General features: G+C 40.8%; 22 protein-coding genes, 4 tRNA genes and 1 pseudogene. 18 read left to right on the top strand and 9 right to left on the bottom strand.

Features of this window, described 5'->3' with window-relative positions:
• Positions 1 to 79: 79 nt before the first annotated feature.
• The gene (locus H6G97_RS02715) at positions 80 to 1,495 is read right to left on the bottom strand and encodes an isochorismate synthase (RefSeq protein ID WP_190939180.1); all 1,416 of its coding nucleotides are present in this window, start codon (positions 1,493 to 1,495) and stop codon (positions 80 to 82) included.
• 308 nt (positions 1,496 to 1,803) lie between these two features.
• On the opposite strand from H6G97_RS02715, the gene menA reads away from it, so the two are divergent.
• Genes menA through H6G97_RS02700 form a run of 3 tightly spaced genes read left to right on the top strand, consistent with a single transcriptional unit; the run spans position 1,804 to position 5,143 of the window.
• The gene (menA, locus tag H6G97_RS02710; protein ID WP_190939179.1) at positions 1,804 to 2,700 is read left to right on the top strand and encodes a 2-carboxy-1,4-naphthoquinone phytyltransferase; all 897 of its coding nucleotides are present in this window, start codon (positions 1,804 to 1,806) and stop codon (positions 2,698 to 2,700) included.
• Positions 2,701 to 2,747: 47 nt separating this feature from the next.
• On the top strand, positions 2,748 to 3,773 hold the full coding sequence (locus tag H6G97_RS02705; RefSeq protein ID WP_190939178.1) for an o-succinylbenzoate synthase: 1,026 nt from the start codon (positions 2,748 to 2,750) through the stop codon (positions 3,771 to 3,773).
• Positions 3,758 to 5,143 (top strand): 2-succinylbenzoate--CoA ligase, encoded by a 1,386-nt coding sequence (locus H6G97_RS02700; RefSeq protein ID WP_190939177.1) that lies wholly within the window; start codon positions 3,758 to 3,760, stop codon positions 5,141 to 5,143. The genes H6G97_RS02705 and H6G97_RS02700 overlap by 16 nt, the downstream gene beginning before the upstream one ends.
• On the opposite strand, the gene H6G97_RS02695 is transcribed toward H6G97_RS02700, so the two are convergent.
• The 3 genes from H6G97_RS02695 to H6G97_RS02685 form a co-directional block, all read right to left on the bottom strand.
• Entirely contained in the window at positions 5,136 to 5,582 is a 447-nt protein-coding gene (locus H6G97_RS02695) for an acyl-CoA thioesterase (protein ID WP_190939176.1), read from the bottom strand. The two genes, H6G97_RS02700 and H6G97_RS02695, sit on opposite strands and share 8 nt — an antisense overlap.
• A gap of 175 nt (positions 5,583 to 5,757) precedes the next feature.
• Complete coding sequence (locus H6G97_RS02690; protein WP_190939175.1) at positions 5,758 to 6,216, bottom strand: type II toxin-antitoxin system VapC family toxin; 459 nt, start codon at positions 6,214 to 6,216, stop codon at positions 5,758 to 5,760.
• Positions 6,213 to 6,479 (bottom strand): FitA-like ribbon-helix-helix domain-containing protein, encoded by a 267-nt coding sequence (locus tag H6G97_RS02685; protein WP_190939174.1) that lies wholly within the window; start codon positions 6,477 to 6,479, stop codon positions 6,213 to 6,215. Before H6G97_RS02685 ends, H6G97_RS02690 begins: the two co-directional genes overlap by 4 nt.
• 242 nt (positions 6,480 to 6,721) lie before the next feature.
• Between H6G97_RS02685 and H6G97_RS02680 the strand changes: the two genes are divergently transcribed.
• Entirely contained in the window at positions 6,722 to 8,272 is a 1,551-nt protein-coding gene (locus tag H6G97_RS02680) for an HNH endonuclease family protein (RefSeq protein ID WP_190939173.1), read from the top strand.
• A gap of 399 nt (positions 8,273 to 8,671) precedes the next feature.
• Here the strand turns inward: H6G97_RS02680 and H6G97_RS02675 are convergent.
• A tRNA-Ser gene (locus H6G97_RS02675) sits at positions 8,672 to 8,756 on the bottom strand.
• A 131-nt stretch (positions 8,757 to 8,887) separates the two neighbouring features.
• The gene (locus H6G97_RS02670; RefSeq protein WP_190939172.1) at positions 8,888 to 9,808 is read right to left on the bottom strand and encodes a TIGR04168 family protein; all 921 of its coding nucleotides are present in this window, start codon (positions 9,806 to 9,808) and stop codon (positions 8,888 to 8,890) included.
• 149 nt (positions 9,809 to 9,957) lie between these two features.
• On the opposite strand from H6G97_RS02670, the gene nadA reads away from it, so the two are divergent.
• The 4 genes from nadA (at position 9,958) to H6G97_RS02650 (ending at position 12,669) form a co-directional block, all read left to right on the top strand.
• Positions 9,958 to 10,932: a quinolinate synthase NadA gene (gene nadA, locus H6G97_RS02665; protein ID WP_190939171.1), complete on the top strand. Its 975-nt coding sequence runs from the start codon at positions 9,958 to 9,960 to the stop codon at positions 10,930 to 10,932.
• A 124-nt stretch (positions 10,933 to 11,056) separates the two neighbouring features.
• A tRNA-Tyr gene (locus H6G97_RS02660) sits at positions 11,057 to 11,142 on the top strand.
• 87 nt (positions 11,143 to 11,229) lie between these two features.
• Positions 11,230 to 11,301, top strand: a tRNA-Thr gene (locus tag H6G97_RS02655).
• Between the two features lie 201 nt (positions 11,302 to 11,502).
• Positions 11,503 to 12,669, top strand: a complete 1,167-nt coding sequence (locus tag H6G97_RS02650) for a tyrosine-type recombinase/integrase (protein WP_190939170.1) — start codon at positions 11,503 to 11,505, stop codon at positions 12,667 to 12,669.
• Here H6G97_RS02650 and H6G97_RS02645 read toward each other — a convergent pair.
• Together H6G97_RS02645 and H6G97_RS02640 are read right to left on the bottom strand one after the other, a co-directional pair.
• Positions 12,646 to 13,422 carry a group I intron-associated PD-(D/E)XK endonuclease gene (locus tag H6G97_RS02645; protein WP_199349223.1) on the bottom strand — a complete coding sequence of 259 codons (777 nt, stop codon included), beginning with the start codon at positions 13,420 to 13,422 and terminating at the stop codon, positions 12,646 to 12,648. The genes H6G97_RS02650 and H6G97_RS02645 overlap by 24 nt on opposite strands.
• A gap of 39 nt (positions 13,423 to 13,461) precedes the next feature.
• Positions 13,462 to 13,534, bottom strand: a tRNA-Arg gene (locus tag H6G97_RS02640).
• A 357-nt stretch (positions 13,535 to 13,891) separates the two neighbouring features.
• Between H6G97_RS02640 and H6G97_RS02635 the strand changes: the two genes are divergently transcribed.
• The 4 genes from H6G97_RS02635 (at position 13,892) to cutA (ending at position 16,910) form a co-directional block, all read left to right on the top strand.
• Positions 13,892 to 14,551, top strand: a complete 660-nt coding sequence (locus H6G97_RS02635; protein ID WP_190939169.1) for an Npun_F0813 family protein — start codon at positions 13,892 to 13,894, stop codon at positions 14,549 to 14,551.
• Positions 14,552 to 14,691: 140 nt separating this feature from the next.
• Entirely contained in the window at positions 14,692 to 15,543 is an 852-nt protein-coding gene (locus H6G97_RS02630) for a hypothetical protein (RefSeq protein ID WP_190939168.1), read from the top strand.
• Between the two features lie 21 nt (positions 15,544 to 15,564).
• On the top strand, positions 15,565 to 16,572 hold the full coding sequence (locus tag H6G97_RS02625; RefSeq protein WP_190939167.1) for a transposase: 1,008 nt from the start codon (positions 15,565 to 15,567) through the stop codon (positions 16,570 to 16,572).
• Between the two features lie 5 nt (positions 16,573 to 16,577).
• Entirely contained in the window at positions 16,578 to 16,910 is a 333-nt protein-coding gene (gene cutA, locus H6G97_RS02620) for a divalent-cation tolerance protein CutA (protein ID WP_190939166.1), read from the top strand.
• A 49-nt stretch (positions 16,911 to 16,959) separates the two neighbouring features.
• Here cutA and H6G97_RS02615 read toward each other — a convergent pair whose 3' ends face one another.
• On the bottom strand, positions 16,960 to 17,901 hold the full coding sequence (locus H6G97_RS02615) for an ADP-ribosylglycohydrolase family protein (RefSeq protein ID WP_190939165.1): 942 nt from the start codon (positions 17,899 to 17,901) through the stop codon (positions 16,960 to 16,962).
• Between the two features lie 390 nt (positions 17,902 to 18,291).
• On the opposite strand from H6G97_RS02615, the gene H6G97_RS02610 reads away from it, so the two are divergent.
• The 6 genes and pseudogenes from H6G97_RS02610 to H6G97_RS55305 all read left to right on the top strand — a co-directional run.
• Positions 18,292 to 18,831: a porin family protein gene (locus H6G97_RS02610; RefSeq protein WP_190912553.1), complete on the top strand. Its 540-nt coding sequence runs from the start codon at positions 18,292 to 18,294 to the stop codon at positions 18,829 to 18,831.
• Between the two features lie 239 nt (positions 18,832 to 19,070).
• Positions 19,071 to 20,987, top strand: a complete 1,917-nt coding sequence (gene sir / locus H6G97_RS02605; RefSeq protein ID WP_190939164.1) for a sulfite reductase, ferredoxin dependent — start codon at positions 19,071 to 19,073, stop codon at positions 20,985 to 20,987.
• Positions 20,988 to 21,075: 88 nt separating this feature from the next.
• On the top strand, positions 21,076 to 21,804 hold the full coding sequence (locus tag H6G97_RS02600; RefSeq protein WP_190939163.1) for a 16S rRNA (uracil(1498)-N(3))-methyltransferase: 729 nt from the start codon (positions 21,076 to 21,078) through the stop codon (positions 21,802 to 21,804).
• Positions 21,805 to 21,872: 68 nt separating this feature from the next.
• Entirely contained in the window at positions 21,873 to 22,946 is a 1,074-nt protein-coding gene (locus tag H6G97_RS02595) for a tetratricopeptide repeat protein (protein ID WP_190939162.1), read from the top strand.
• Between the two features lie 23 nt (positions 22,947 to 22,969).
• Positions 22,970 to 23,566, top strand: coding sequence for a VIT domain-containing protein (locus tag H6G97_RS55310; RefSeq protein ID WP_338421561.1), 597 nt, complete (start codon positions 22,970 to 22,972; stop codon positions 23,564 to 23,566).
• A gap of 40 nt (positions 23,567 to 23,606) precedes the next feature.
• Positions 23,607 to 24,233, top strand: a pseudogene (locus H6G97_RS55305) (VWA domain-containing protein); the annotation flags it as partial.
• Positions 24,234 to 24,537: the final 304 nt, after the last annotated feature.

The following is a 24,537-nucleotide window of genomic DNA, read 5'->3' as shown; positions in this document are numbered from 1 at the left end:
AGCATCTACGATATTGGAACTATAAAGATATGCTTTCATGCAGAGAAATCTTTGGATGTTTTTTAATTTGGAAGTCTCTTTAAACTAATGCTTTCAGTAACGCCTGAAGTTTCAGTTGTACCTCTGCAAACTCCTTATCAGGATCGGAGCCAGCCACGATACCAGCACCAGCATACAATCTCGCGCGATCGCCATCAATCAAGGCTGAACGAATTCCCACAATAAACTCGCAGTTCCCTTGAGAATCTATCCAACCCAGAGGCGCAGCATACAAACCCCTCTCAAAGTTTTCATAACGACGTATTTCCGCACAAGCAACATCTCGTGTTGCACCGGCAACGGCTGGTGTAGGATGCAACTGAGCAACAATCTTTAATGGATGGATGTTAGCGGGAACCATAGCACTTATTGGTGTCCATAAATGCTGGATATTCGATAATTGTCGCAGCCGTGGTGCTAATATCTGTGGTAACAAACCTAGTTGACATAGGCGTTGTGTAATGAAATCAAGTACCAGCGAATGTTCGTGCTTTTCTTTTTCACTATTAAGTAAGCGATTGGCATTAGCTGCATCTTCAGCAGGGGTTTTACCTCGTGGTGCAGAACCAGCCAAAGCATCAGTAATTAACTGTTGATTATTAATACTAATTAATCTTTCTGGACTTGCCCCAATAAAGTTTTGTCCTTTGCCATTACTTGTAGAAAAGATATAACAATTAGGATGTATTTGCCTAAGATTATTTAAGGATTGAACTAAGTCAAACTGATTGCTTGATTTTACATCTAATATATCTGCTAAGACAATCTTGCTTAAATGACTAGACCGGATTTTTTCCAAAACAGATGTTACTGAACGTTTAAATTGGGCAGGATTTGTGACGGATTTCTTATATAACTTTGCTGAAAAAGGATTAATATTAGGAGAGTAATATTCTAAAGATTGGACAAAATCAATTTTATTTTGCACATTCTCCAATAATCTTTGAATATTTACACTTTTATTGATAATTATATTTGTTACTAATATGCAACGCTGATTTTTAACAGCTACTTGCCAGCGTGGAAGAAAGATGGTAGCAGATGGAAATGGATAATCTACTTGGGCATTTTTATCAAAAAAGCTGAAATAACAAAAAAAGTGAGGCCCAGAAAAACCTTGGCTAATGTTACCAAAATTAATTATATTTTTTAGACAAGATTTGATAAAATGTTCAGCTTGAGTAAAACGATCTGCACCATCAATTTGTAACTTTGCCACAGCATCTATTGCTGCGATCGCTTCTCCTTTACTTTTGTCCTCAAAGTAAAAATTTATTTCATTTGCTTGTGTAAGTTTATCTAATACAAGTAAAGGGTCAACTAAATCGATCTCCTGAGAGATACTGACAATTTGCCTGCAATTATTTTTGACGCACTTTTCTTGCACCGCTACCAAAAATTGATATAAATCTTTGTCCTCTACAAAGAGGTTGCTACGACATGGTGAAACTGTCATGGCTCTATAGTAAATTTTTTTTAAGTTAACTTCCTAAAGTGTAATAAATCGTGGTCGTATTTCTACAGGTAACATATTAAGTTGCTATTTCACCAGCGTAGAGTTTACCTTGTTTGTGGTGTTCCTAGACCCGGACAAGACAGTTCCAGCCTTAGACTGCCAAGGTGAGGGTGGAGTGTTAACAACGCGATGTGAACGAGCCACAGTCAAAGTAGTAGTTGTTTTTAGCTCATGTATATCTAGCATCTCTTTAAATCATAAAACCTCAAGAGTAAGTACTATTCCGGCAATTTAATTAATCACAACTGATGACTACCAAGCAAATTTTATATCCCAACACTAAGTTATGGATGGCAGCGATTAAACCGCCAATGTACAGCGTTGCCATTATGCCCATTTGGGTAGGAACAGCAGTAGCATTTGCAGAAACTAAAATGTTCAATAGTACAGTATTTTCTACTTTTGTAGCTGCTGCAATTTTAATTCTTGCCTGGGAAAATATCAGTAATGATGTCTTTGATTCAGAAACAGGTATTGATCAAAACAAGCACCATTCTCTGGTTAATTTAACAGGCGATAAGCTATTAGTATTTTGGTTAGGAAACTTGTGTTTAGGTTTGGGATTGCTGGGCATACTAGCGATCGCCTTTTGGCAACAAGACCTAACTGTTATCGGCATAATTGTACTATGCTGCGGATTGGGCTATATGTACCAAGGGCCTCCCTTTCGCTTAGGATATCAGGGTTTAGGCGAGATTCTTTGCTTTTTTGCCTTTGGCCCCTTAGCGGTGGAGGCAGCCTACTACAGCCAAACCCAAACTTGGTCAATCACAAGTTTAGCAGCCTCAGTGATTGTCGGGATTGCCACAACCTTAGTCTTGTTTTGCTCACACTTCCACCAAGTTAAGGATGACATAGCCGCAGGTAAGCGATCGCCTATCGTCCGTCTAGGAACCCAAAAAGGGGCGCAACTCCTAGTTTGGTTCACTGGTAGCATTTATCCCCTCACCTTGCTGTTTGTACTGTGGGGGATTTCTCCAATTTGGACATTGCTGAGTTGGGTAAGTTTACCCTTCGCCTTTAAATTATGCCGCCACGTTCAAGAAAATCATAATCAACCAGACAAAGTTAGTAACTGTAAATTCATCGCTGTAGCCGTGCATTTCTGGGCTTGCTTGCTTTTCGGCTTGGGATTTATCGTTTAGGGAATTGGGAATTGAGAATTGGGAGAATCACTAATAAATGTTGACTAATGACTTACAAATTTCAATTTCGTCCCTATCGGCGAAGATTTGTGCGATCGCTAACTACCAATCATGGTAAGTGGGGTATCCGTGAAGGTATTATTCTTCGCCTTACCGATGAATCAGGTAAAGTCGGCTGGGGAGAAATTGCCCCAATTAGCTGGTTTGGTTCCGAAACCGTGGAACAAGGCTTAGATTTTTGTCGCCAACTCCCAGGAGAAATCACAGACGAGATAATTTTCTCCATTCCAGATGAGTTACCTGCTTGTCAATTTGGCTTTGAGTCAGCTTGTGAGATGGGGAGTGGGGAGTGGGGAGTGGGGAGTGGGGGAGATGAAGGAGATAATTTTATAACTCCTAACTTCTCACTCCTAACTCCTAATTCACTCTTCTACAGTGCCTTATTATCAGCCGGGGAAGCGGCTTTAAATCAGTGGCAAACGTTGTGGGAGCAGGGATATCACACATTTAAGTGGAAAATTGGTGTGTATGCGATCACTGATGAACTAGAAATTTTTGAGTCACTGATACAAACCTTACCAGCCTTTACCAAACTGCGATTAGATGCCAACTGTGGACTCAGCCATGAAGAAGCTAACTTATGGCTGCGGACTTGCGACAATTTCAAGGCAAATCCAGAACTACCCCTAGAAATTGAATTTATCGAACAACCGCTACCCGTTGAGCAATTTCAGGAGATGTTGGAATTAAGTAGGTGTTATAAAACTGCGATCGCTTTAGATGAATCTGTCGCCACACTTGGGCAACTCGCTGCCTGTTATCAACAAGGTTGGCGAGGAATTTTTGTCATAAAGCCTGGGATAGTTGGATCACCATCTCGGCTGAGAAAGTTTTGCCACCAACATAAAATTGATACTGTATTTTCTTCAGTATTTGAAACTGCGATCGGTAGACTTGCAGCACTCCAACTAGCGGCGGAATTATCCCGAAACAACAGGGCAATTGGTTTTGGCATCGACCATTTTTTTGAACAAGAAGATACGTGGCTTCAAAGTTTATGGAACGACCTTTAGACTGCCTTAACAATCTGGTTCAGGATGATTGGCTTATTGGTTATAATAGCCACAAATTTAATCAAATAGCTCAAGAATTATATTTAGAACTAACACAACTATCAGCGTCTGGAACACCACCAAAAATCATCTTAGCCGAACGCGAACCATTACTATTTTTAGCAAGTTTTATTGCCGCTTGTGCGGCGAATTGTCCAGTTTTTCTTTGTAACCCCGACTGGGGAACACAAGAATGCCAACAAGTCTTTGATTTAGTACAACCAGATATTATTTTGGGAATGGGGAATGAGGCATGGGGTATAGGGAATGAGCATAATAATACCCAATGCCCAATTCCCAATAGCATTATGATTCCTACAGGTGGTTCATCAGGACAAATTAAGTTTGCCATTCACACTTGGGAAACTCTCATCTCATCTGTACAAGGCTTTACAGAATACTTTCAACTAAAACAAGTTAATTCTTTTTGCGTGTTACCGCTATATCACGTTAGCGGGTTAATGCAATTTATGCGTTCGTTCATCACCGGAGGTAAACTGGCTATTCTGCCATTTAAAGCTGTAGAATCTAGCCAAATATTAAATATTAAACAATCGGATTTTTTTATATCTTTAGTACCAACTCAATTACAACGCCTCCTGCAAAATCCAGAGTTAACTGGATGGCTATCCCAATTTAATACTGTACTTTTAGGAGGTGCGCCAGCGTGGAATGAACTACTAGAAAAAGCCAGATTTCATCGCATCCGGTTAGCACCTACTTATGGCATGACAGAAACCGCCTCTCAAATCGCCACCCTCAAACCAAATGATTTTCTCGGTGGTAAAATTAGCAGTGGTCAAATTCTTCCCCATGCCAAAGTAACTATTCGCAATCAGCAAGGCGAAATTTTAAATTCCAATAAAATAGGAAATATCACCATTCAGACTCAATCTTTAGCCCTTGGTTATTATCCTACAATCATAGAGAATCAAACTGATTTCCAAGTAGATGATTTAGGCTTTTTAGACGATCAAGGTCATTTAAATATTCTCGGACGTAACAGCGACAAAATTATTACAGGTGGAGAAAATATTTACCCAGCAGAGATTGAATCAGCTATACAAGCAACTCAAATGGTTGCCGATATTTGTGTCATTGGCATCCCAGATAAATATTGGGGACAAGCCTTAACAGCGATTTACATTCCCAAAAAATCAAATATCTCTGCCTTAAAAATTCAAACCCTACTCAAAGACAAACTCAGCAAATTTAAAATCCCAAAATATTGGATTCCCCAGCAAAACCTACCTCGCAACTCCCAAGGTAAAATCAACCGCCAACAATTACAGCAAATAGCCACAGAATTCCTCCAAAACCCTATCACATAATCTCCCTCGACCTTCTTCTCTCTGCGCCCTCTGCGTCTCTGCGGTTCGTCTCCAACCACTGAATAATCTCATCAGGTAATTCCTGCTTACTTCTACTACTTGCATCGATACAAACGTGCCTAGTAATAGCCTTAGCAACAACCACCTCAGCCACTCTAATTTCGTAAGTAATTTCAAACTTATCAACACTTATTTTTTGAGGAATTAAACTAATCAGCAACTTGTCTCCGCCAAACATAGGGCGCAAAAAATCGACACTAGCATGAACAATAGGGAAAGCTACAGATGGATTAGTAAAAAAATCTTTGAGATTAATGCCTGATGCTTCTAAAGATTCTTCATAAGCTTCATGGCAAATACCCAAAACATTAGCAAAATAAACTACTCCAGCAGCATCAGTATCTTGAAAACGAACCGTGCGGTTATAAGTAAAAGACATTTTTGACAATTGAATATTAAAAAAACAGCAGGTATCCCCTGTACAAACTAATTTTATTGCAACCAAGTAAATCGGTGAGAAAAATTCAATTCCCCCAATTCTGAGTTTATATCGAGATGTTTAGTCTTATCTAATACTTTGGGGTTAAATATATGGGGAGAAGAGGCGATCGCTTCTACATTGACTCCAACGGCGGAACCTCCAAGTCATTAAACGAGCAAACATTGTAAGACGAAGCAGCTAAAGCCTTTACCAGCTTACCGTCAAGAGTCAGCAAAGTAGCACCTACCTGTTGTGAAAGAGCCACATAAGAGCCATCGTAGGCGGAGATTCCATAATTTAATGCGATCGCAACTGCATCCGCCATCAAATCAGTCGTAGAGACAACACGCAACGGAAAAGCTTTGAGGGTGGCTAAATCTGTCTGAATCTCAGCAGCAGTGTACATCCTTGCACGGACGTACTTCAATAAAGCGTTAGCACACTCAATGTAAAAGAGGTCTGGAACAAATATTTCCGTCTGTGGATTGGCAAAATGGTCGAAAAGTTGATTAACTTTGGCAGTTAGTGGATCAGTAATAAAATACTTGATACACACACTGGTATCTAACACGCATCTTAGAGGGGTGGTCATCTGTCGCGGTCTTCTCGAATCAGTTCAGTACTATCAGGTAATCCGAAGTCTGCTGGATTCACACGGCGACGCTGGCGACTTTCTTCTAGGACTTTAAGTACATTCTGGCGTTTCTGGTCTTCTATTTGCTGTGCTTCAGTTTTCAAAGCTTGCTCTAACAGAGTTATAACTTGTGCATTAATTGATCGGTGTTCAGATGCCGCTAACTCTTGCAGCTTGGCATACAAATCATCGGGTAAATTTCTTACATAAAGGGTAGCCATCGCTTTACTTCAAAGTAGAATTTACCAAAATGATAGCATAATGCAAGCATGGGGAGAAAGGAGCGATCACTTTTACTATACGCCTAAGAAGAGCTATCATCTGTTACAGTTTTCCATAAAATGATGATACACTGCTTCATAGCTTATACATATACTGGTATTATTATATATCAGTCAAAAGTTAAATAGTCTTTCTATAGCTGAATTTAAAAATACGTTTTATGAGGTAACTATTAGAATATATGGATGACATATTTTTGAAACAAGCTGATTTTGAAAGAATTTTTTCATCTCACTTAAAAATTAGTACATATTCGCAAAGTATAGAAAGCTTGTTTAGAGAAAGAAACTTAAATAAAATTAAATATGACCCCTATTATCAGAGAAACTATGTTTGGACTCCTGAGAAAGCAACATTTTTTATAGAGAGTATTTTGCTTGGAACAGAAATACCACCAATAATACTATTTGATAGCGGAAATACAAAAGAAGTAATCGATGGTAGGCAAAGATTTGAAACAATTTTGCGTTTTCTTAAAAAAGACTTAAAGCTGACTGAGAAAGGTTTATATGAGCTAAAAGAACTAAGAAAAAAATCCTTTCAAGATTTGAGCATTCAAATTCAAGACCTATTTTTTGATTCTAAACTTAGAGTATTTGAATTTGCAGTAGTTAATGAACCTAAACTTGATAGCGATTTAGAAGATAAGATTAAGAAAGAAATATTTTCACGATATAATTCTGGGATTACACCCTTGAAGAAAGCAGAGATTGATAATGCTGCATATTTAAATGACCCTGTAACTAAATGTTTTAAGGATTTGCTAATTAATGACGTAGTGCTAGCTGAAAAAACATATCAGCTTTTTTTAAAACATACTAAAACAGAAGATAATATTAAATTTAAAGTTCAAAAGATTCTAACTTTTGTGCGTAAACAGCTAATCCTTAGTATGCTTCCCATTAGAAGTTATGCATCTAGTCAATCAAGAACCGAAACTATTGATAAGCTTTATGAATTGATAGCTTTAACTTCTGATCCTAAAGACTTATGCACTAAACTTATTAAGAGATTTGAGTTGGTTGAAAAAGTAAATTCAACTTTAGAATCAAGGGCAATAAGGTCTAATAGGTTAGTTTGTGAATGTCTTTTATGGGCATTTTCAGTATTAGAAAAAGAGAAGGTTTCTAGAAGTGATTTTGAAAGTGTTTCTCTCTCTATTGAATTTTCAAATTATATAGCAAAAAATATAGCTATTTTTGCTCAAGAAGGTTCACATTTTTATTCTCCTACCCTTGAAAGATATCAAACTATAGCAAATTTCTTTAGCAAGAAACTAAATACTAATTTTAATAACTACTTAGGTGGTGGCAAACCTAAAATTAACGCTTCTAGTCAAGATGACACCTTAGTTAAGGTAAGCCAATTGGAAACATTAAGAACAACAAAGCCAGATCCCCAAAGAGTAACTATTGACGATTTTCTGTCAAGAATAAGGAAGAAAAGACTACTTTTACGCGAAATTATCAAAAGTGATTTTAAGAGAGAGGATAGAAGACTTCGTTTGACAGAGGAAGACAAAAGGTTATTGATTAAGAGTCAGGGAAATCAATGTGCCTTGACAGGTGCAGGAATATACTATGGCGATGATTTACACTATGATCACATCAAACCATTAGCAGTTGGTGGTTCTGACACTATTGATAATATTCAGGCAACTCATCCAGATGCAAATAGAAAGAAGGGTGCTAATTTCTCTTCTGATTCAATACAGCACTTCCAGCAGCTATGAGGTACATCCTAAAAGCTGAAAGCAATGATTAGGAGAGGGACAAGGAGAAAACTATATTGCATAATAGCCGGAAGCGCTGTATAATGCATCTCTACGAATTTGTTGGTGTATTACGGTTTTATTACACTAATTTTCAAGCCAATTTGCCATCATAAAATTGTTTTTGCGGTCTTAGGAATTACCCACCTTGGAAAAATTTAAGGCTTACTGACCCAGTAAATGCCTTGTTAGCCTTACTATGTATGTTTTGTAATGGTTTTGAGATGAACTCAAATTTGATAAAGAAATCAAAGCCACTTCACAGGAAAAAATAGCTAAAGATACTCAATCAACTTTCATCCCAAAAAACCTAATAGTTGATTTACTCAAAAACACTTGTAAAATCTAATTTTTATTCAACGGAGAGGGGGAGATTCGAACTCCCGGAGGTTTTAGCCTCATCCGATTTCAAGTCGGACGCAATCGACCACTCTGCCACCTCTCCAGTAAATCTGTCAAACTTATGCCTACCCTACTTTCAGACGCTATTCAGGCGTTTTTGTTGGTTAGCACTAAAGCTGACAGATAATACTATATCGTATCATCTACGCAGATTGCACTACTGGATGCAAATGTCTACGACACAATACGCGATCGCTCATACAAAATTTCCTCCTGTGCCACCTGAAAGTCATTCCCCACCCAAAGTAGGGAAACTTGCGAAACCACACCCGCCTCTAGGGTGACAATGGAAAAATTACGCAACTTCTCGCCGTCATTTTCCACAATCCTGGGGACACTAGCCGCATTTAAGTAAATTGTCCCCTCTGGACTTCTAAAGATGGGCTTGCGCTGCACCTTTTTGGTATGGCGTAAATCTCGGTGCATGTGACCAAATGTCACCAGAGGAATGGTTTTACCAGCAGTCAAGGCTTGAGAAATCGCCTCGCCCAAATCTGGATCGCCAAAGTCGCCGCCAATTGGATGCCAGTCTTTGCCGCAGGGGTCTTCGGGGCGATCGCCTAACCCACTAGGCCCATTGTGACCCAAAAATATAATTGTCTCGTAAGCGGCGCTTTTAACTGCTTTGAAGATGCGACCGGCGGATTCTTCCAAACTCGTCACACCGTAACGTTCTTTACAGATTTCCGCGAATTTCCACTCTGGGCCACCCCAAGTAAAGGGACGACCCCCCACTACAGTTAAATTCCAAGCGGGAAAATCCAACTTACCATAACCGACATGGGACGAACCTAATAAATCGAGTTGTTCCTGTACCCAGTCTTCCTTAGAGCGGTCATAAGGAGCCTTTTTGCGTCCCCATTCGGTGGCGGTGTACCAGGCATCGTGGTTGCCCATCACGGCTGCTTTGGGAATATCGAGAGATGCGATCGCTCTGACCACTTCCACCGACTCGTTGCCAAAATCCCCGACAAACAGCACTAAGTCAACACCCAAATGTTTGAGTGCAACGCCATCTTCCACTTCCCATTGGTCGTGAATATCTCCAACTACAGCAATTTTGAGGTTTATCGATTGAGTTTTCTGACTGGTCATGCCACTTTCCTTGCCGTCTATCTCCAGGATATGAAACTCAGCCGGATTTGGACACAACCCCAAAATATCAACCGTCCACTATTTTTGGTAAAAACTACTATAATTGAATCCACAGGACATACATTTGCAACATAAAGCACCCCTAAACTGTGTTTACTACTGCACTAGCTCAACGCGAAAACACCCAACTGGGTGAACTACCACTAGATTTGTTTGCCGCGATTCAGAGTCTCAAAAAAGAACTCAACGCCGTTATCCTGGCACATTATTATCAAGAGCCAGATATTCAGGATATTGCAGACTTTATTGGGGATTCATTACAACTGGCAAAAGCCGCAGAAAAAACTAATGCGGATGCGATCGTCTTTGCTGGTGTTCACTTCATGGCAGAAACAGCAAAGATCCTTAATCCCGATAAATTAGTACTTTTACCAGATTTGGATGCTGGTTGTTCTTTAGCAGATAGTTGTCCACCAGAGGCGTTTGCAGCTTTTAAAGCAGCACATCCAGATCATTTGGTGGTGTCTTACATCAACTGCTCTGCTGATATCAAGGCGATGAGCGATATTATTTGCACCAGTTCCAACGCTGTCAAGATTGTAGAGCAGATACCGAAGGAACAGCCGATCATTTTTGCCCCAGATCGGAATTTGGGGCGGTATGTCATGGAACAGACTGGACGAGATTTACTGCTATGGCAAGGTAGCTGTATTGTCCATGAAACCTTTTCGGAAAAGAAAATTGTTCAGTTAAAAATTGCCCATCCCGAAGCAGAGGCGATCGCACACCCAGAATGTGAAAGTAGTGTATTGCGCCACGCCAGCTTTATTGGCTCCACAGCCGCCTTACTCAAGTATTGTCAAAGCAGCCCCACCAAAGAATTTATCGTTGCTACGGAGCCGGGAATCATTCACCAAATGCAAAAACTAGCTTTTGACAAGCACTTCATTCCTGCACCGCCGATGAATAACTGCGCTTGTAACGAATGTCCCTTTATGCGGTTAAACACCCTAGAAAAGCTTTACTGGGCAATGAAAAATCGCACTCCCGAAATTACCATGTCAGAGGATATTCGCCTTGCTGCACTGCGACCAATGCAACGAATGCTGGAGATGAGCGTGTAACCAGTATTTTTTATCTAGATGGTAGAGACGCAGTTTTGTTGCGATCTCTACCTGCAAGTTATTTTTTCTAATCACTTGCAATTTATAAAACATGGTGCTAAGATTTTAAATCGTGAGACAAATCGGGTCGGTGTCCGAGTGGTTAATGGAGACGGACTGTAAATCCGTTGGCTAGCGCCTACGCTGGTTCAAATCCAGCCCGGCCCACCACTTACGAAGTTATAAGTTATAATGACTGGGTTAAGAGCAAAGCTCCCAGCATTGTAACTTACAACTAAAAAACCAAATTTATATTTCGCCCGTGTGGCTCAGTGGTAGAGCACACCCTTGGTAAGGGTGAGGTCACGAGTTCAATCCTCGTCACGGGCTTTTTAAATTTACAAAATAATCAACGTAAAGGTAAGGGTTTCAGCCTTTTTGAGGAATCTGGATGTTGAAAAGCTAACTCTCTTACTTCCATTTTTGGCTATTTTGACTATGATTTTGACTATGATTTGGCTATGAGCTTGTTTTTTGACTATGATTTGACTATGATTTTTATAGAGCAAATTATTTTCATAGTCAAAATTAATGGATAGAACACAAAAAGCGCCTAAAGGAACAGTAAGTGTTCAATCATTTCAAAGTCGATTACGTCTGAGACTGCCAAGACAACTTTACAAAGGTACACAAAAATATTTGACTCTGAATTTAGCTGATACACCAGAAAATCGTCAGCTAGCAGAACAGAAAGCACATCAGATAGAGTTAGACATTGCATTTGGTAGCTTCGATCAAACACTGGCTAAGTACAAGCTACAGAGACATTTATCTATAGTTACTCCTGGCGAAAAGCAGAAGGTATTAACAATTTCAGACCTGTGGGATAGGTACATTAATTACAAGCGCCCATCTTTAAAACCTAGAACACTAGATAAACTAGCTGTACTAGAAAAACATATTAAACGCTGTCCATATCAAGATTTGGATGAGGGTATAAAAATCAGACTTGCATTGTTGCAACAAACAACTACCTCACAAGCCAAAGATGTACTCATGTATCTTTCAGCAGCTTGTAAATGGGGAATAAAACATGGTTTAATAACTTTTAATCCTTTTGAAGGGATGTATAATGAGCTTCCCAAGCATAAATGGCAAGATAATTCACAACCTAACGCCTTCAGTAAAGAAGAGAAAGAAAAAATAATTCAGGCTTTTAAAAATCACAAACCATCTAAAGGTATAGGCTACAGTTATTACTCAGCATTTGTAGAGTTTTTGTTTTTAACAGGATGCCGACCATCAGAAGCTATCGGTCTGCAATGGAAGCATATTACACCTGATTGTTCTCAAATTACCTTTGAAGGCGCATTAGTTCAGGTGGGAAATGGTGAAAGGGTGAGGGTTAATGGCTCTAAGAACAATAAAAAGCGTGTTTTTAACTGTAACCAACGACTACAAGAATTAATTTTAAAAATCAAACCAGAACATATTGAGCCGGAATTTTTAATATTTCCATCACCTGAAGGAGTATCAATACATTATAGAAACTTCTCGCGTCGAGCTTGGGATAAAATTGTAGACCCATTAGTAGAACGTCAAACCACACCATATTCGTGTCGTGATACTTTCATATCTGAGCAAATTGCAAAAGGTGTTCCTACTGCTGTAGTTGCAAAATGGTGTGATAATTCGGTGGATGTTATAGAACAAAAATATCTTGATGCTAAACTTTTAGACCAACTTAAACCACTTTAGTATTCGGAAATTCACGTCGTTACTCAGGCTAAGGTCACGACTTGTTTCCTCCTTATGGGCTATTAAATGTCCTTCTACTTTTCCATAAGCTTTCTTAACCCAATACCCTCTAGGTGGCTTTTCTACCCCATAAGCCTTACACCACTTTTCTACAGCTTTATCAGACACGCCAAAATCTTTACCAATTTGTGCAGTTGGCTTTTCCCAAACTAGTTTTTCTAGTTCTTCTTTTGATGGTCTTCCTACTTTTCTGGTATGAATTCTAGAGTCTGGGTTAATTTTCCTACTTGTTAAATCAACGCCAAACTCCTTGTAGGTTCGCTTAGATGCTGCTTCAGTAAAGTCTGTAAAATCCTCCCACCAGTAAAAGGGTGTAGCTGAATTCGGTATCTGGGTAGTTATGTAGCAACCCTTAAAGTTAATTGATGGATAAACAACTTTATCTATATCAGGAAGATAAATAGCATAAAAGTCAAAGTCATTTACTTTGTACTTCTTCTGATGAGTCCCATTTTTATCTACCCAAATAGTTTTATTTACTACCCTGTTATCTCCTGCGTATTTAGCTTGTATTTTGTAAAATTTATCGTCTTTGTAGACAACAAAATCAAAAGGTAAATGTTCACAAACAAATGGCGTGAGGACTAAATAACCTTTAAGGGTTAGATCAGCCATTGCTTTCGTAGCAGCAATATCACCCTTGTTCTTAGTATGGTGCAGCAATAACGAACCCTCAAATGTGGAAATGATCATATCACTTCACGGTGCTTGAGGGTACATATTAAGTTAAAACGAGCGCGGCAGGGTTCGAACCTGCGACCGATTGCTTAGAAGGCAATTGCTCTATCCACTGAGCTACGCGCCCAAAACAAAATAATGGCTCCCGAAGGAGTCACCTGCACTATTATATCGTGTTCACCTATCAAGAAGCAATCAAAAATTGCAGATTTACTACTAGCAAGGCTAAGATGCAAGTCGCTAGTTAGTTAATCTACATCGAAAACGAAACAGATGGAGTATTGGTTCAGATATATTGAGTTGTCAAAGGGTTATTTGCCTGTTAACGCCACCCTCCTATGGGCGGCTACCTTCGGGAAAGAACTGGCGATCGCTAGGCCCATTTTCACAGTACGCTAGGTAATTTCAGCCTTGGCGATGCTGCCAAATGCCATTATATATTCCATATTAAGAGTGCCCCTGTGAGGAGTTATTTGCTAGTGCCATGTTTATTCTCAAACGGCAGGATGTTGAAATATCAAGCATTCAGCACCCAAAAAAGGATCAGCAAGTGCCGATCCTCAGTTATCAAGGGCAGACTTTTCGCTTGATTAGTGTTTTCAAAGCTAGTCAAGAAGAAGAAGCTAGAGCCTTATGGAGAGAATTAACGGATAACCGAGGTAAAGCCTGTGTTTTGCTGGAGGAACCGGAACGCTTTAGCGTTTGGGGTAAAATCCGTTTAGAGCAGCTAGGTAATGACACAGGTAGTCATGGTAAAACGGGAATTTTAATCCAAGCCAGTATTTTGCTGTTGCAAGGTGTTTCTATCGACATTGAAGAGTTTTTGGGTGCTAGACAAGCTGCATTATTTGAAAAAGATATTGTAGAGGTATTCAAGCAGAAACAATTTCCCCAAACATCTTCTCTAGAAGCAGTTAAATATTTGGTATCTACTAATCCGTTACCGACAGCCAAAATACCTGATTGGCAAGAAAATCATGTAGTTACATTGTTACAAGAACTACATAGATTAGGAAAATCCTATTTTGGCAACGCTAATTTTACCAAACAAGTGATTTATAAGCTAGAAGATATGCCAGAAGCCGAGCGATCGCTATTTCTGGCTTGGCTAAATCAATCGCCACTGGGTAAACTATGGCAGTAGTATGGAAATTCTTTAACAAAGTTCCTGCCATTGGCACTTGCTTTTGGTGTCTGATTGGGCATTTTTTAGCAGACACACCACCACATATACAGTCCTTTAACTCAAAATACTGCCAGAGTGCGTCTACATAGTCAAGTTTTATGAATAACTCTTACGAGAATTCGTTCCTTTCTAAATCCATTTTCACTACTCAGAACATTGTCTTAGCTAATATTGGCTGGGCCGTACTGGCACTGCTATACTTTTTGTTGTTTAGTGCCAAAGTTCCCGGAGCAGATGGCATCGAAAGCCGGGCCGAATGGTATGTGATTGGCACAAATATTTTTGAAGCTTTAGCTTATTTGGGTGCAAGTATCTTATGCTTGAGGAACTGGCTGAGTCCACAAATCGTCAGTGGGCGAAATGTTTGGCTCTTAATTGGCTTAGGCATGCTTTCCTATTTCGTTGGGGGGATAATTTTCGGATATACAGAAATAATTTTAAAAGATGAACCGGATGTGTCTTTAGGCGATATATTTTTTGTACTTAGTTATCTATTACTTGGCGCAGGCATGATTTTAGCTGTGGCTTCCAGGCGAATCAATCTGGAAAAATGGCAGTGGCTAATTGTGTTAGCAATTGCAATGTTCGGTAGTTTGTTAGCATGGTGGATTTCTATGCAACAGGGAACACCCTCAGAACTGCTAGTCGCTATTTTGAATTGGTTTTACGTAGTTAGCGATGTGGTTTTGTTAATTATTGCTACCACTTTACTGTTAGCCTTTTGGGGGGGAAGAGTTTCCCAGTCTTGGCGAATGATTGCAGCTGCGGCCTTTTCGCTCTACATTGCAGATATGTGGTTCAAATATGCCCAAAGCCCCAATTATCAAAGTGGGGAAATATTAGAAGTATTTTGGGTGTTTAGTGGAGTGTTATTTGGACTGGGCGCTGTCTTAGAATATGACGCATCACTAAGACGAACGCGGCGTACCAGTGGACGTAAACGAGCTTAGTAAAGATTTTTGGTATCTACCGTGAGAAAATTAACAGATTCTGACAAGCAAGAAATTCTTAAGTTATATCGAGAGACTGCCGAAACAACCTCAACTTTGGCAGACCGCTATGGTGTGAGTAATTCGACAATAAGTCGCCTGCTCAAAAGCACTTTGCCAGAAGATGAGTATGAATACTTAGTCTCCTTGAAGCGGGCTGCGAGAACTCCTGAGGGTAGGGCGCAGGTAAGCTATGAGCAGTTACCTCTGTTGACTCAACCGGAACCAGAGCCGGAGATAGAAGTTCCACCCATCGAGAGCCACCCTGTGGAAGTACCAAAGGTTGAGCCACTGCCGCGTCGGGTAATTCATGTAGAGGAGCAACTTTACTCAGAGGAAACGGCAGAATCACTCGCTGCTAGTAGACGGGTGCGGCGTCGTCCCTCGGCGACGGAAAAACCAAAGCTCCGAGTCACAGAGAAATTAGAAACTCCAGAGCCAAAGCCGCCGGAAATAGTCAGCATTCCCATTCCACCGCTAAAGAATGAACATCCAGGAGCGGCCGTCATCGCGCAGATGCTGGGCGAAGATTTGCTAGACGAATCAGAGGATTTGGATGATTTAGAAGATGATGATTTAGAAGATGATGACTTTGAGGAAGAAGACTATGACGATGATGACCTGGATGACCAAAGACCGTTAGTCACAAAACGAAGACCAGGTGAAGCATCAGTTCAAGTTTTACCTCTGTCGATAGCCAATTTGCCAAAAACTTGTTATTTGGTAATTGACCGTTCTTCAGAATTAATTACCCGACCTCTCAAGGACTTTGGTGACTTGGGGCAAATTCCTAACCTGGAAACCCAGCAAAGAACTCTGCCGGTGTTTGATAACCATCGCGTGGCAAAGCGCTTTTCTACTAAACGCGATCGCGTGATTAAAGTTCCTGATAGTAAAATGCTCCATAAGGCTAGGACTCATTTGCAAGCTAAGGGCATCACGCGACTGCTGATTGATGGTCAGGTTTATTCCTTATCCACGACGGTTTAGAGGTTATGGAAACACCTGCTGGCTATGGTGTGGTATTGGTGACAGCTGGCAATATGCAGGAGGCAGAAGCAATTGCTAATGCCCTTGTGGAAGCTAAACTCGCTGCTTGTGTCAGTCTGTTACCAATCCATTCAATTTATACCTGGCAAGGGGAACTGCATAAAGAGCAAGAATGGCAATTACTCATTAAAACTGATTTGGCGCAATTCCCTACTTTGGAAGCCAAAATTAGGGAACTGCACTCTTATGAAGTGCCAGAAATTATTGCTTTACCAATTGTTGCCGGTTCTCAAGCCTACTTGCAGTGGATTTCTCAACAAGTTAAAAGTAAAGAGTGAAGATTTAGGATTTTCATAACTCCTCACTCTTTACTTTTAACTAATAACTCTAAGCGTAAACAGCCCTTGCAAAACGCTCTGCCAAGTAAATAATGTCTTGTCTACGAGCAATTTGGTTCATCCATTGTTTGGGAATATTTTCCACGCCGTAATAAATTCCCGCCAACCCACCAGTGACGGCGGCAGTAGTATCGGTATCTCCACCTAAGTTAACAGCTTTCAGCACCGCCTCAGAATAAGACGAGCTATTTAGTAAACACCACAGGGATGATTCTAAGGTATCAATCACATAGCCACCAGAATTAATCTCTTCCACTGGTACCTTGGCAATCTCACCACTGAAAATTCTGCCAAAATGGGGCTTTTCTAACAAAAATTCTCGGACAGAATAAATTGTTTGGATATCTTGCAGTGCTTGTAAATAAGCTGTTTGCAGGTCAGCCCCTTCCAAGAGCGCCACTGCAATACTAATATAAATGCCACAGGCCATCTGCGATCGCGCATGAGCATGAGTAATTGCCGAAACATCATGCACCCGCGCTAGCTGTTCGCTTAAAGTTAAGTTTCTGTGACAATAAGCCATTGGCAAAATTCTCATTAAAGAACCGTTGCCATTACTATTTTCAACCTTTCCACCCGCCTGATGGGGAACAACTCCCTGTTTTAGGCGCATAATTGCTGTGTGGGTAGTTTGACCAATATCAAAGACATCGCCACGGGGAGTCCAGTAAGCCTCCTTGTACCAGCGCCAGAAGGAATTGGCTATAGCATCCAAGGAATACCCTCTACAAAGGCATTCCGCCAAGCAAAAGCTTAAGGAACTATCATCTGACCAAGTTCCTGGTGGTTGATTCCATGTGCCATAACCCTGCATCGTTGTCACTGGAGATTTGACTCGTTCAGCGCGGCTAGTAAACTCCACCGGCACACCCAACGCATCACCGACACATAAACCCATCAAACCAGACAACGTTTTTGTAGCGGTTAGCATTATTCAATCTCCACAAGAATTGCTCAAAATTAACTTTATAGATTCCCTCTATAGCTTGTTGCAACGGATGCTACAGCCTACTTTTTAATCCTATGTGAAAAGCTCCGCAAAAATGTTAATTGGGTATTTTATTTACCAGATCCCGGCTTAGTTTTAGTTCCTAATATTGTGCCAGTTTTAAAAGCGTCTATTCTTGGAACAAAGAACCCGGATTAAAAGACGTTGAATCTAATTATAACAGCTTATTTATTATTCTCAGGGATAGTTAGCTGTAAACTTCATGCATCAATGGCAACATTCATTTAATAAAATCTGGAAAACATTTGGAACCTTCTCATACGATTTTCGACCTTAAATATATAAGTAAAAATACAAATTCTGGACACAATTATGAAACGCCTACTCAAATCTTTGGTGACAATTTCTGCATTGTCTTCCTTAATAGTTGCTCCTTTTCTTCTATCAGCAAGTCAAGCTTCTGCTGAAACCAAAAAAGGTACTGATGCTAGCTATATTGGTGCTGGTGTTGCAGGTGGCGTTACCAGTGGCGGACAAGGTATCAACGATGATGCAACATTTGGTGGTAATGTCACAGGTCGCGTGAAATTAGGAACTACCCCGTTTTCTGCACGCGGTAATGTCCTTTGGAGTGATAAGACAAGTGCTATTATTCCAGAAGTTTCTGTGGATGTGCCTATCGCTAATAGAACTAATGCCTATTTAACTGGTGGTTATTCTTTTGTAGAGAAAGATGGCTCACCAACTCCCATAGGTAACAAAGATTCAGTTGTGTTAGGTGCTGGTATTGAATCGGAAGTTGCTAACAATTTCCTCGTCTACACTAACGCCAAAGTCGGACTTGGTGCCTACCAAAATAGCGATACTCCTGCTGTTAGTATCAATGGTGGTTTAGGCTATCGCTTCAAATAAATGATTATTGAGTCCTCAGTCAGTCTATACTTTACTTAAGTACTCAGGACTCAGCACTTAAAACTCACTACTTCAAAAAGCTGGTTTTGTTAAGTGTTACATCACTGACAAAGCCTGCTTTTGCCGTGCTAAAATTAAACTATTCCTCATTATTCCGGCCGGATTACCGGGGATCAAGTAGCCGAAGGGTGCTGATTCGGGGTCTACTAATGCTTTATTGAGAATAATATACAAGTCTAATGGTTAAATCTGCTCCTTCCCCCATCGCAACCCGTAAGCCTTCTAAACTAGAAGGAATCAAGGAAAATAGCAATTTTTTGCGTGAACCTGTAGCAACTGAGATCCTTCAAGACACTACCCATTTTACTGAAAATGCGGTGCAACTTTTGAAGTATCACGGTTCTTACCAACAGGATAACCGCGACAACCGCACCAAGGGACAGGAAAAAGATTACCAGTTTATGCTGCGGACAAAAAATCCCGGTGGTTTAGTACCGCCGCAGCTGTATCTGGCTTTAGATAAAATAGCTGATGAGTATGGCAACCACACCTTACGAGTAACTACCCGTCAAGGTTTCCAACTGCACGGAATTTTAAAGAAAAATCTTAAATCAGCGATCGCTACAATTGTCAAAAATTTGGGTTCGACTTTGGGAGCTTGTGGTGACATCAACCGCAACGTGATGGCACCACCAGCCCCCTTTAAGAATCGCCCAGAGTATCAGTATGCTTGGGAGTATGCCCAGAATATTGCTGACTTGCTGACAGCGCAAACAGGCGCTTATTACGAAATTTGGCTAGATGGAGAAAAGGCAATTAGTGCTGAAGAAGCCCCAGAGGTGAAGGCAGCCCGACAGCGCAATGGAAATGGGACAATTATCCATGACAACGAAGAACCGATTTATGGCACTTACTACATGCCCCGCAAGTTTAAAATTTGCGTGACGGTGCCAGGGGATAATTCGATTGATTTGTATTCTCAAGACCTAACGTTGGTAGTGATTACCAATAAGAAGAAGCAATTAGAAGGATTTAATATTTTTGCTGGTGGTGGTTTAGGTAGAACCCACGGTAAAGAAGAAACTTTCGCTAGGTTAGCAGACCCCATCGGTTATGTGGCGAAGGATGACGTTTACGACATAGTGAAAGCGATTGTTGCGACCCAGAGAGACTATGGCGATCGCACTGACCGTCGTCATGCCAGATTAAAATATCTAATCAACGATTGGGGTGTAGATAAATTCCGCACCCAAGTTGAAGAATATTTCGGTAAACCACTCGAAGCTTTCAAACCACTGCCAGAGTTTAAATATTACGACTTCCTCGGCTGGAATGAACAAGGTGATGGCAAGCTATTCTTAGGAATTTCCATTGACAATGGTCGAATCAAGGATGAAGGTTCGTTTCAACTGAAAACCGCTTTGCGGGAAATTGTCGAGCAGTTTAACTTGTCCATCCGCCTGAGTGCCAACCACAACCTGATTTTTTACGATATCGAACCAGATAGCAAGCAAGCTATTCAAGACATTCTCAGCCGTCACGGTGTCGGAGACGACCCCAAAAAAATCGAACCTTTAGTGCGGTATGCAATGGCTTGTCCGGCTTTGCCCACTTGCGGTTTGGCAATCACGGAATCAGAACGAGCAATACCGGGTATTTTGGAGCGGATTCGCGCTCTGTTGGATAAAGTTGGTTTAAAAAATGAGCATTTTGTGGTAAGGATGACAGGATGCCCCAATGGTTGCGCTCGTCCTTACCTAGCAGAATTGGGCTTTGTCGGTAGCGCTCCAGAATCTTACCAATTATGGTTAGGAGGTTCGCCAAATCAGACTCGACTGGCACAACCTTACATAGAAAAGCTGCACCACAATGACTTAGAAATCTTCTTAGAGCCAATTTTTGTTTACTTTAAGAAATCTCGGAAATCTAAGGAAAAGTTTGGTGATTTTTGCGATCGCGTTGGTTTTGATGCCATCCGCGAATTTGCTGCTAGCTACGATCCCCAAACAGCCAATGGTGCAAACAAATCACGCCACCGGGTAAATTTGAAAGAAGAGGTTTATGGCAAATTGAAGGAAGTAGCAGAAAGCCAAGGTAAGCCCATGACTCAGTTAGTGACTGAAGCGCTAGAAGCTTACTTCCAAAATCTTTCTTAAGCCGAATAAATAACTAAACCATGAATGGACACAGATGGGCTTATCTGTGTCCATCTTTGATTTGATATTCTTAAAATTCCCAAATCTCATGTCTCAACTGCAAAGAATTGCGATCGCACCCTCCCAATTCCAACAAGAGCAAATTTTGCTCACCAAAGAACAGCAACATTATTTGGGGCGGGTGTTGCGCTTGCGTGAAGGCGATCGCTTTATTGCAATGGATGGTAAGGGAAAATGGTGGTTAGCGCAGCTAGCAGGGGAGCAAGCACAGGTTTTAGAAGCGCTTTTGGTAGAAACAGAATTACCTGTATCAATTACGTTGATGGTGGCTTTACCCAAAGGTAATGGATTTGATGAAGTGGTGCGGTGTTGTACAGAGTTGGGAGTAACTTGTATTGCACCAGTATTGAGCGATCGCACTTTGCTTCATCCTAGTCCTCAAAAGCTCGAACGCTGGCGGCGCATTGCAGCCGAAGCCGCCGAGCAATCAGAGCGCTCGTTTGTACCAACAATTTTAGAGCCTGTTGCTTTTAATACGGGTTTGTCATTTGCAAACAGCCAGCAATATATCTGTGTGGCGCGTGGTGAGTTTCCCCATTTAAAAGATTGCTTACAGCACAAAGGACAAAGGACAAATGACATAGGACAAGAAACGATTGTCATTGCTACGGGGCCAGAGGGAGGATGGACAACACAAGAAATCGAGAATGCGATCGCATTTGGATTTCAGCCTGTTTCCCTTGGTCGCCGCATCCTGAGAGCAGTTACAGCCCCAGTTGTAGCATTATCCTTGATTACCGCAGCTTGTGAAGTATAAATGATTTATAGCTCACGCAAAAGATATTTTGCATGAGACATCACTCCAGCGTGTATTCAAAGTAAGTGATGATTGAGCAAGTTGCGATCGCCTTTGAACATAAAGATTATCAAACAGCTGCTAAATTACTGAAACAGCTGCTACTAGAATCGCCAGAACATCCTTGGGTACAATATTATCTTGGTCGGTTGCATGAAGTATCTGAAAAGCGCCAAGATGCGGAAAAAGTTTATCGGCAACTGCTGCGAGATACGAGGAATAATAGAATAGTGACGCTCGCACGGCAAGGTTTGCGACGGCTACAAGAAATGGAGCTAGAAGAAAGACAAAGAGCCATTTCCCAAGCAACAGCCCAAGAGAATAACACCGAACCTGGCGTACTAGTTTTAGAGCCACTCAGTAACGAACTAAAAACAGAAGCTTCTCGAAAATTTGCCCAGATCATGCAGCTAGACCCTTACACTGCACGGCTGTTACTACCAAGTCGTGGCTGGAGATTGTACCGCACTGGCCAAGTAGGAGAACTAAAATTTTACGGCAAACAGTTACAGCAGGCTGGCATTCCTTGCTTTTGGGCAACAATAGCTCAAATTCAGCAGATTCAAGTTTATCAAGTTAAACATTTCCAAGAATCTACCTCACAAGCTACTGTTGTTTGCCGTAATGAGAAAAATCAACTTGGTTCTCTCACCTTTGACTGGTCAGAAGTCACAGCAAGAGTAGTGGGACTATTGCCGATTTTTGAGGAAGTCGTAGATCGTGACGTGCGCGGTAAACTAGAAAGGAAAACTCAAACACAAGACTATGCCCAGTTTTGTGATTTCCACCTACCTGGTAGACGTTGCATTCTCCGATTTGATGATAACGGTTATGAATTTCAGCAAGGTTTAGAAATCATTCCCCAAGCTAGCCAAAATACAATCAGAATTAATTGGAATAGTTTATCGAGTTGGATTGACCAGCAATTACCTCAAGTAAAAATTTGGTCAGATTTCACATCGTTTGCAGATACAATATTAGATCAAACAGAAATGCTGGGTAATATTAAGTCTCACATTCATCTGTTTCGTAGGGAACAGACTAATTGGGACTCAGCTTTTCATTTATATAGTGGATTGGTATTTATTAAAGATGCCGATTAGTTAGAAACAAAACTATTTAACTTATGAATATAGTAGCCAATAAAAACCAACAATTGGGAGGTTTGTACGTTCAATGCCCTGAAGGAAAGCAGCAATTTTTTCAGCACAAGCACACAGAAGTTCTAGCAAAAATTGCAGGTAATCTGTCACGAGTTGAGGTCATCCAAAGTTTTGAAAATCCGTTTACGCAGCCTTTAGAAGCACTGTATATCTTTCCGTTACCTGATGAGGCGGCAGTGGATGATATGGAAATCAAAATAGGTAGTCGCATTATCAAAGGTAATATTAAAAAACGTGAAGAAGCTATAGCCATCTACGAAAAGGCAAAACAAGAAGGACGCACCGCCGGACTTCTAGAACAGGAACGAGACAACATCTTTACCCAATCTTTGGCTAACATCAAACCTGGTGAACAAATTGATGTCACGATTCGTTACACCGAAAGTTTAAAATTTGAGGCAGGGAACTACGAATTTGTTTTCCCGATGGTGGTGGGGCCAAGATATATTCCAGGAACGCCGATAGATGGTAGCGGTGACACAGATCAAGTTCCTAATGCTTCCCGCATTACACCGCCTGTAGTCCCAGAAGGAACGCGTTCGCGCGCGTCACAATATTAATGTCACAGTCGAAATTGATGCGGGTTTGCCAATTTCTGAAGTGCGTTCTCCTTCACATCAGTTAAAACTTGAACATTCAGGTCAAATTGTGCGGATTCAATTAGCCCCAGAAGATACAATCCCCAACAAAGATTTAATTCTCCGCTATCAAGTTTCTGGTAAAGAAACTCAATCTACAGTATTAACCCAAGCCGACGATCGCGGCGGACATTTTGCAATTTATTTGATTCCAGCTTTAGAATATTCCACTGATGAAATTATCCCTAAAGATGTTGTATTTTTGGTAGATACTTCCGGTTCCCAATCTGGCGATCCTTTATGGAAGTGTCAGGAATTGATGCGACGATTTATTAATGGGTTGAATCCCAACGATACTTTCACAATTATCGATTTTTCCTATAGAGTCAGACAGTTATCACCAAAACCTCTGCCGAATACACCAGAAAATCGTACCCAAGCGCTCGCTTATATTAACAATTTATAATCTGCTGGCAGTACAGAAATGCTCAGTGGCATTCGTACAGCTATAAATTTCCCTACACCCGTTGGAAGATTGCGGAGTCTTGTACTTCTAACCGATGGCTACATCGGCAACGAAAATGAGATTTTGGCGGAGGTACAACAGCACCTACAACCAGGAAATCGCCTTTACAGTTTTGGTGTTGGTAGTTCAGTTAACCGTTTTTTACTGAATCGCATCGCCGAAATTGGCCGGGGAATATCCAGAATTATTCGTCATGATGAATCCATAGAAGAAGTTGCCGAAAAATTTTACAGACAAATTAACAATCCTGTACTCACAAATATTCAAATCTCTTGGCAAGGTGACACACAATCGCCCGTCATTTACCCAGCAATAGCGCCTGATTTATTCAGCGAACAACCATTAGTTTTGTTTGGTCGAAAACACGATGGAGTTAGCGGTAATCTGCAAATCTCCGGCATCGCTGCGGGTGGTAAGCACTACGAAA

The organism is Nostoc flagelliforme FACHB-838 (assembly GCF_014698065.1).
Classification (GTDB): domain Bacteria; phylum Cyanobacteriota; class Cyanobacteriia; order Cyanobacteriales; family Nostocaceae; genus Nostoc; species Nostoc flagelliforme_B.
The sequence above is the reverse complement of the archived record's forward strand: the minus strand, read 5'-3'. Positions and strand labels throughout refer to the sequence as shown.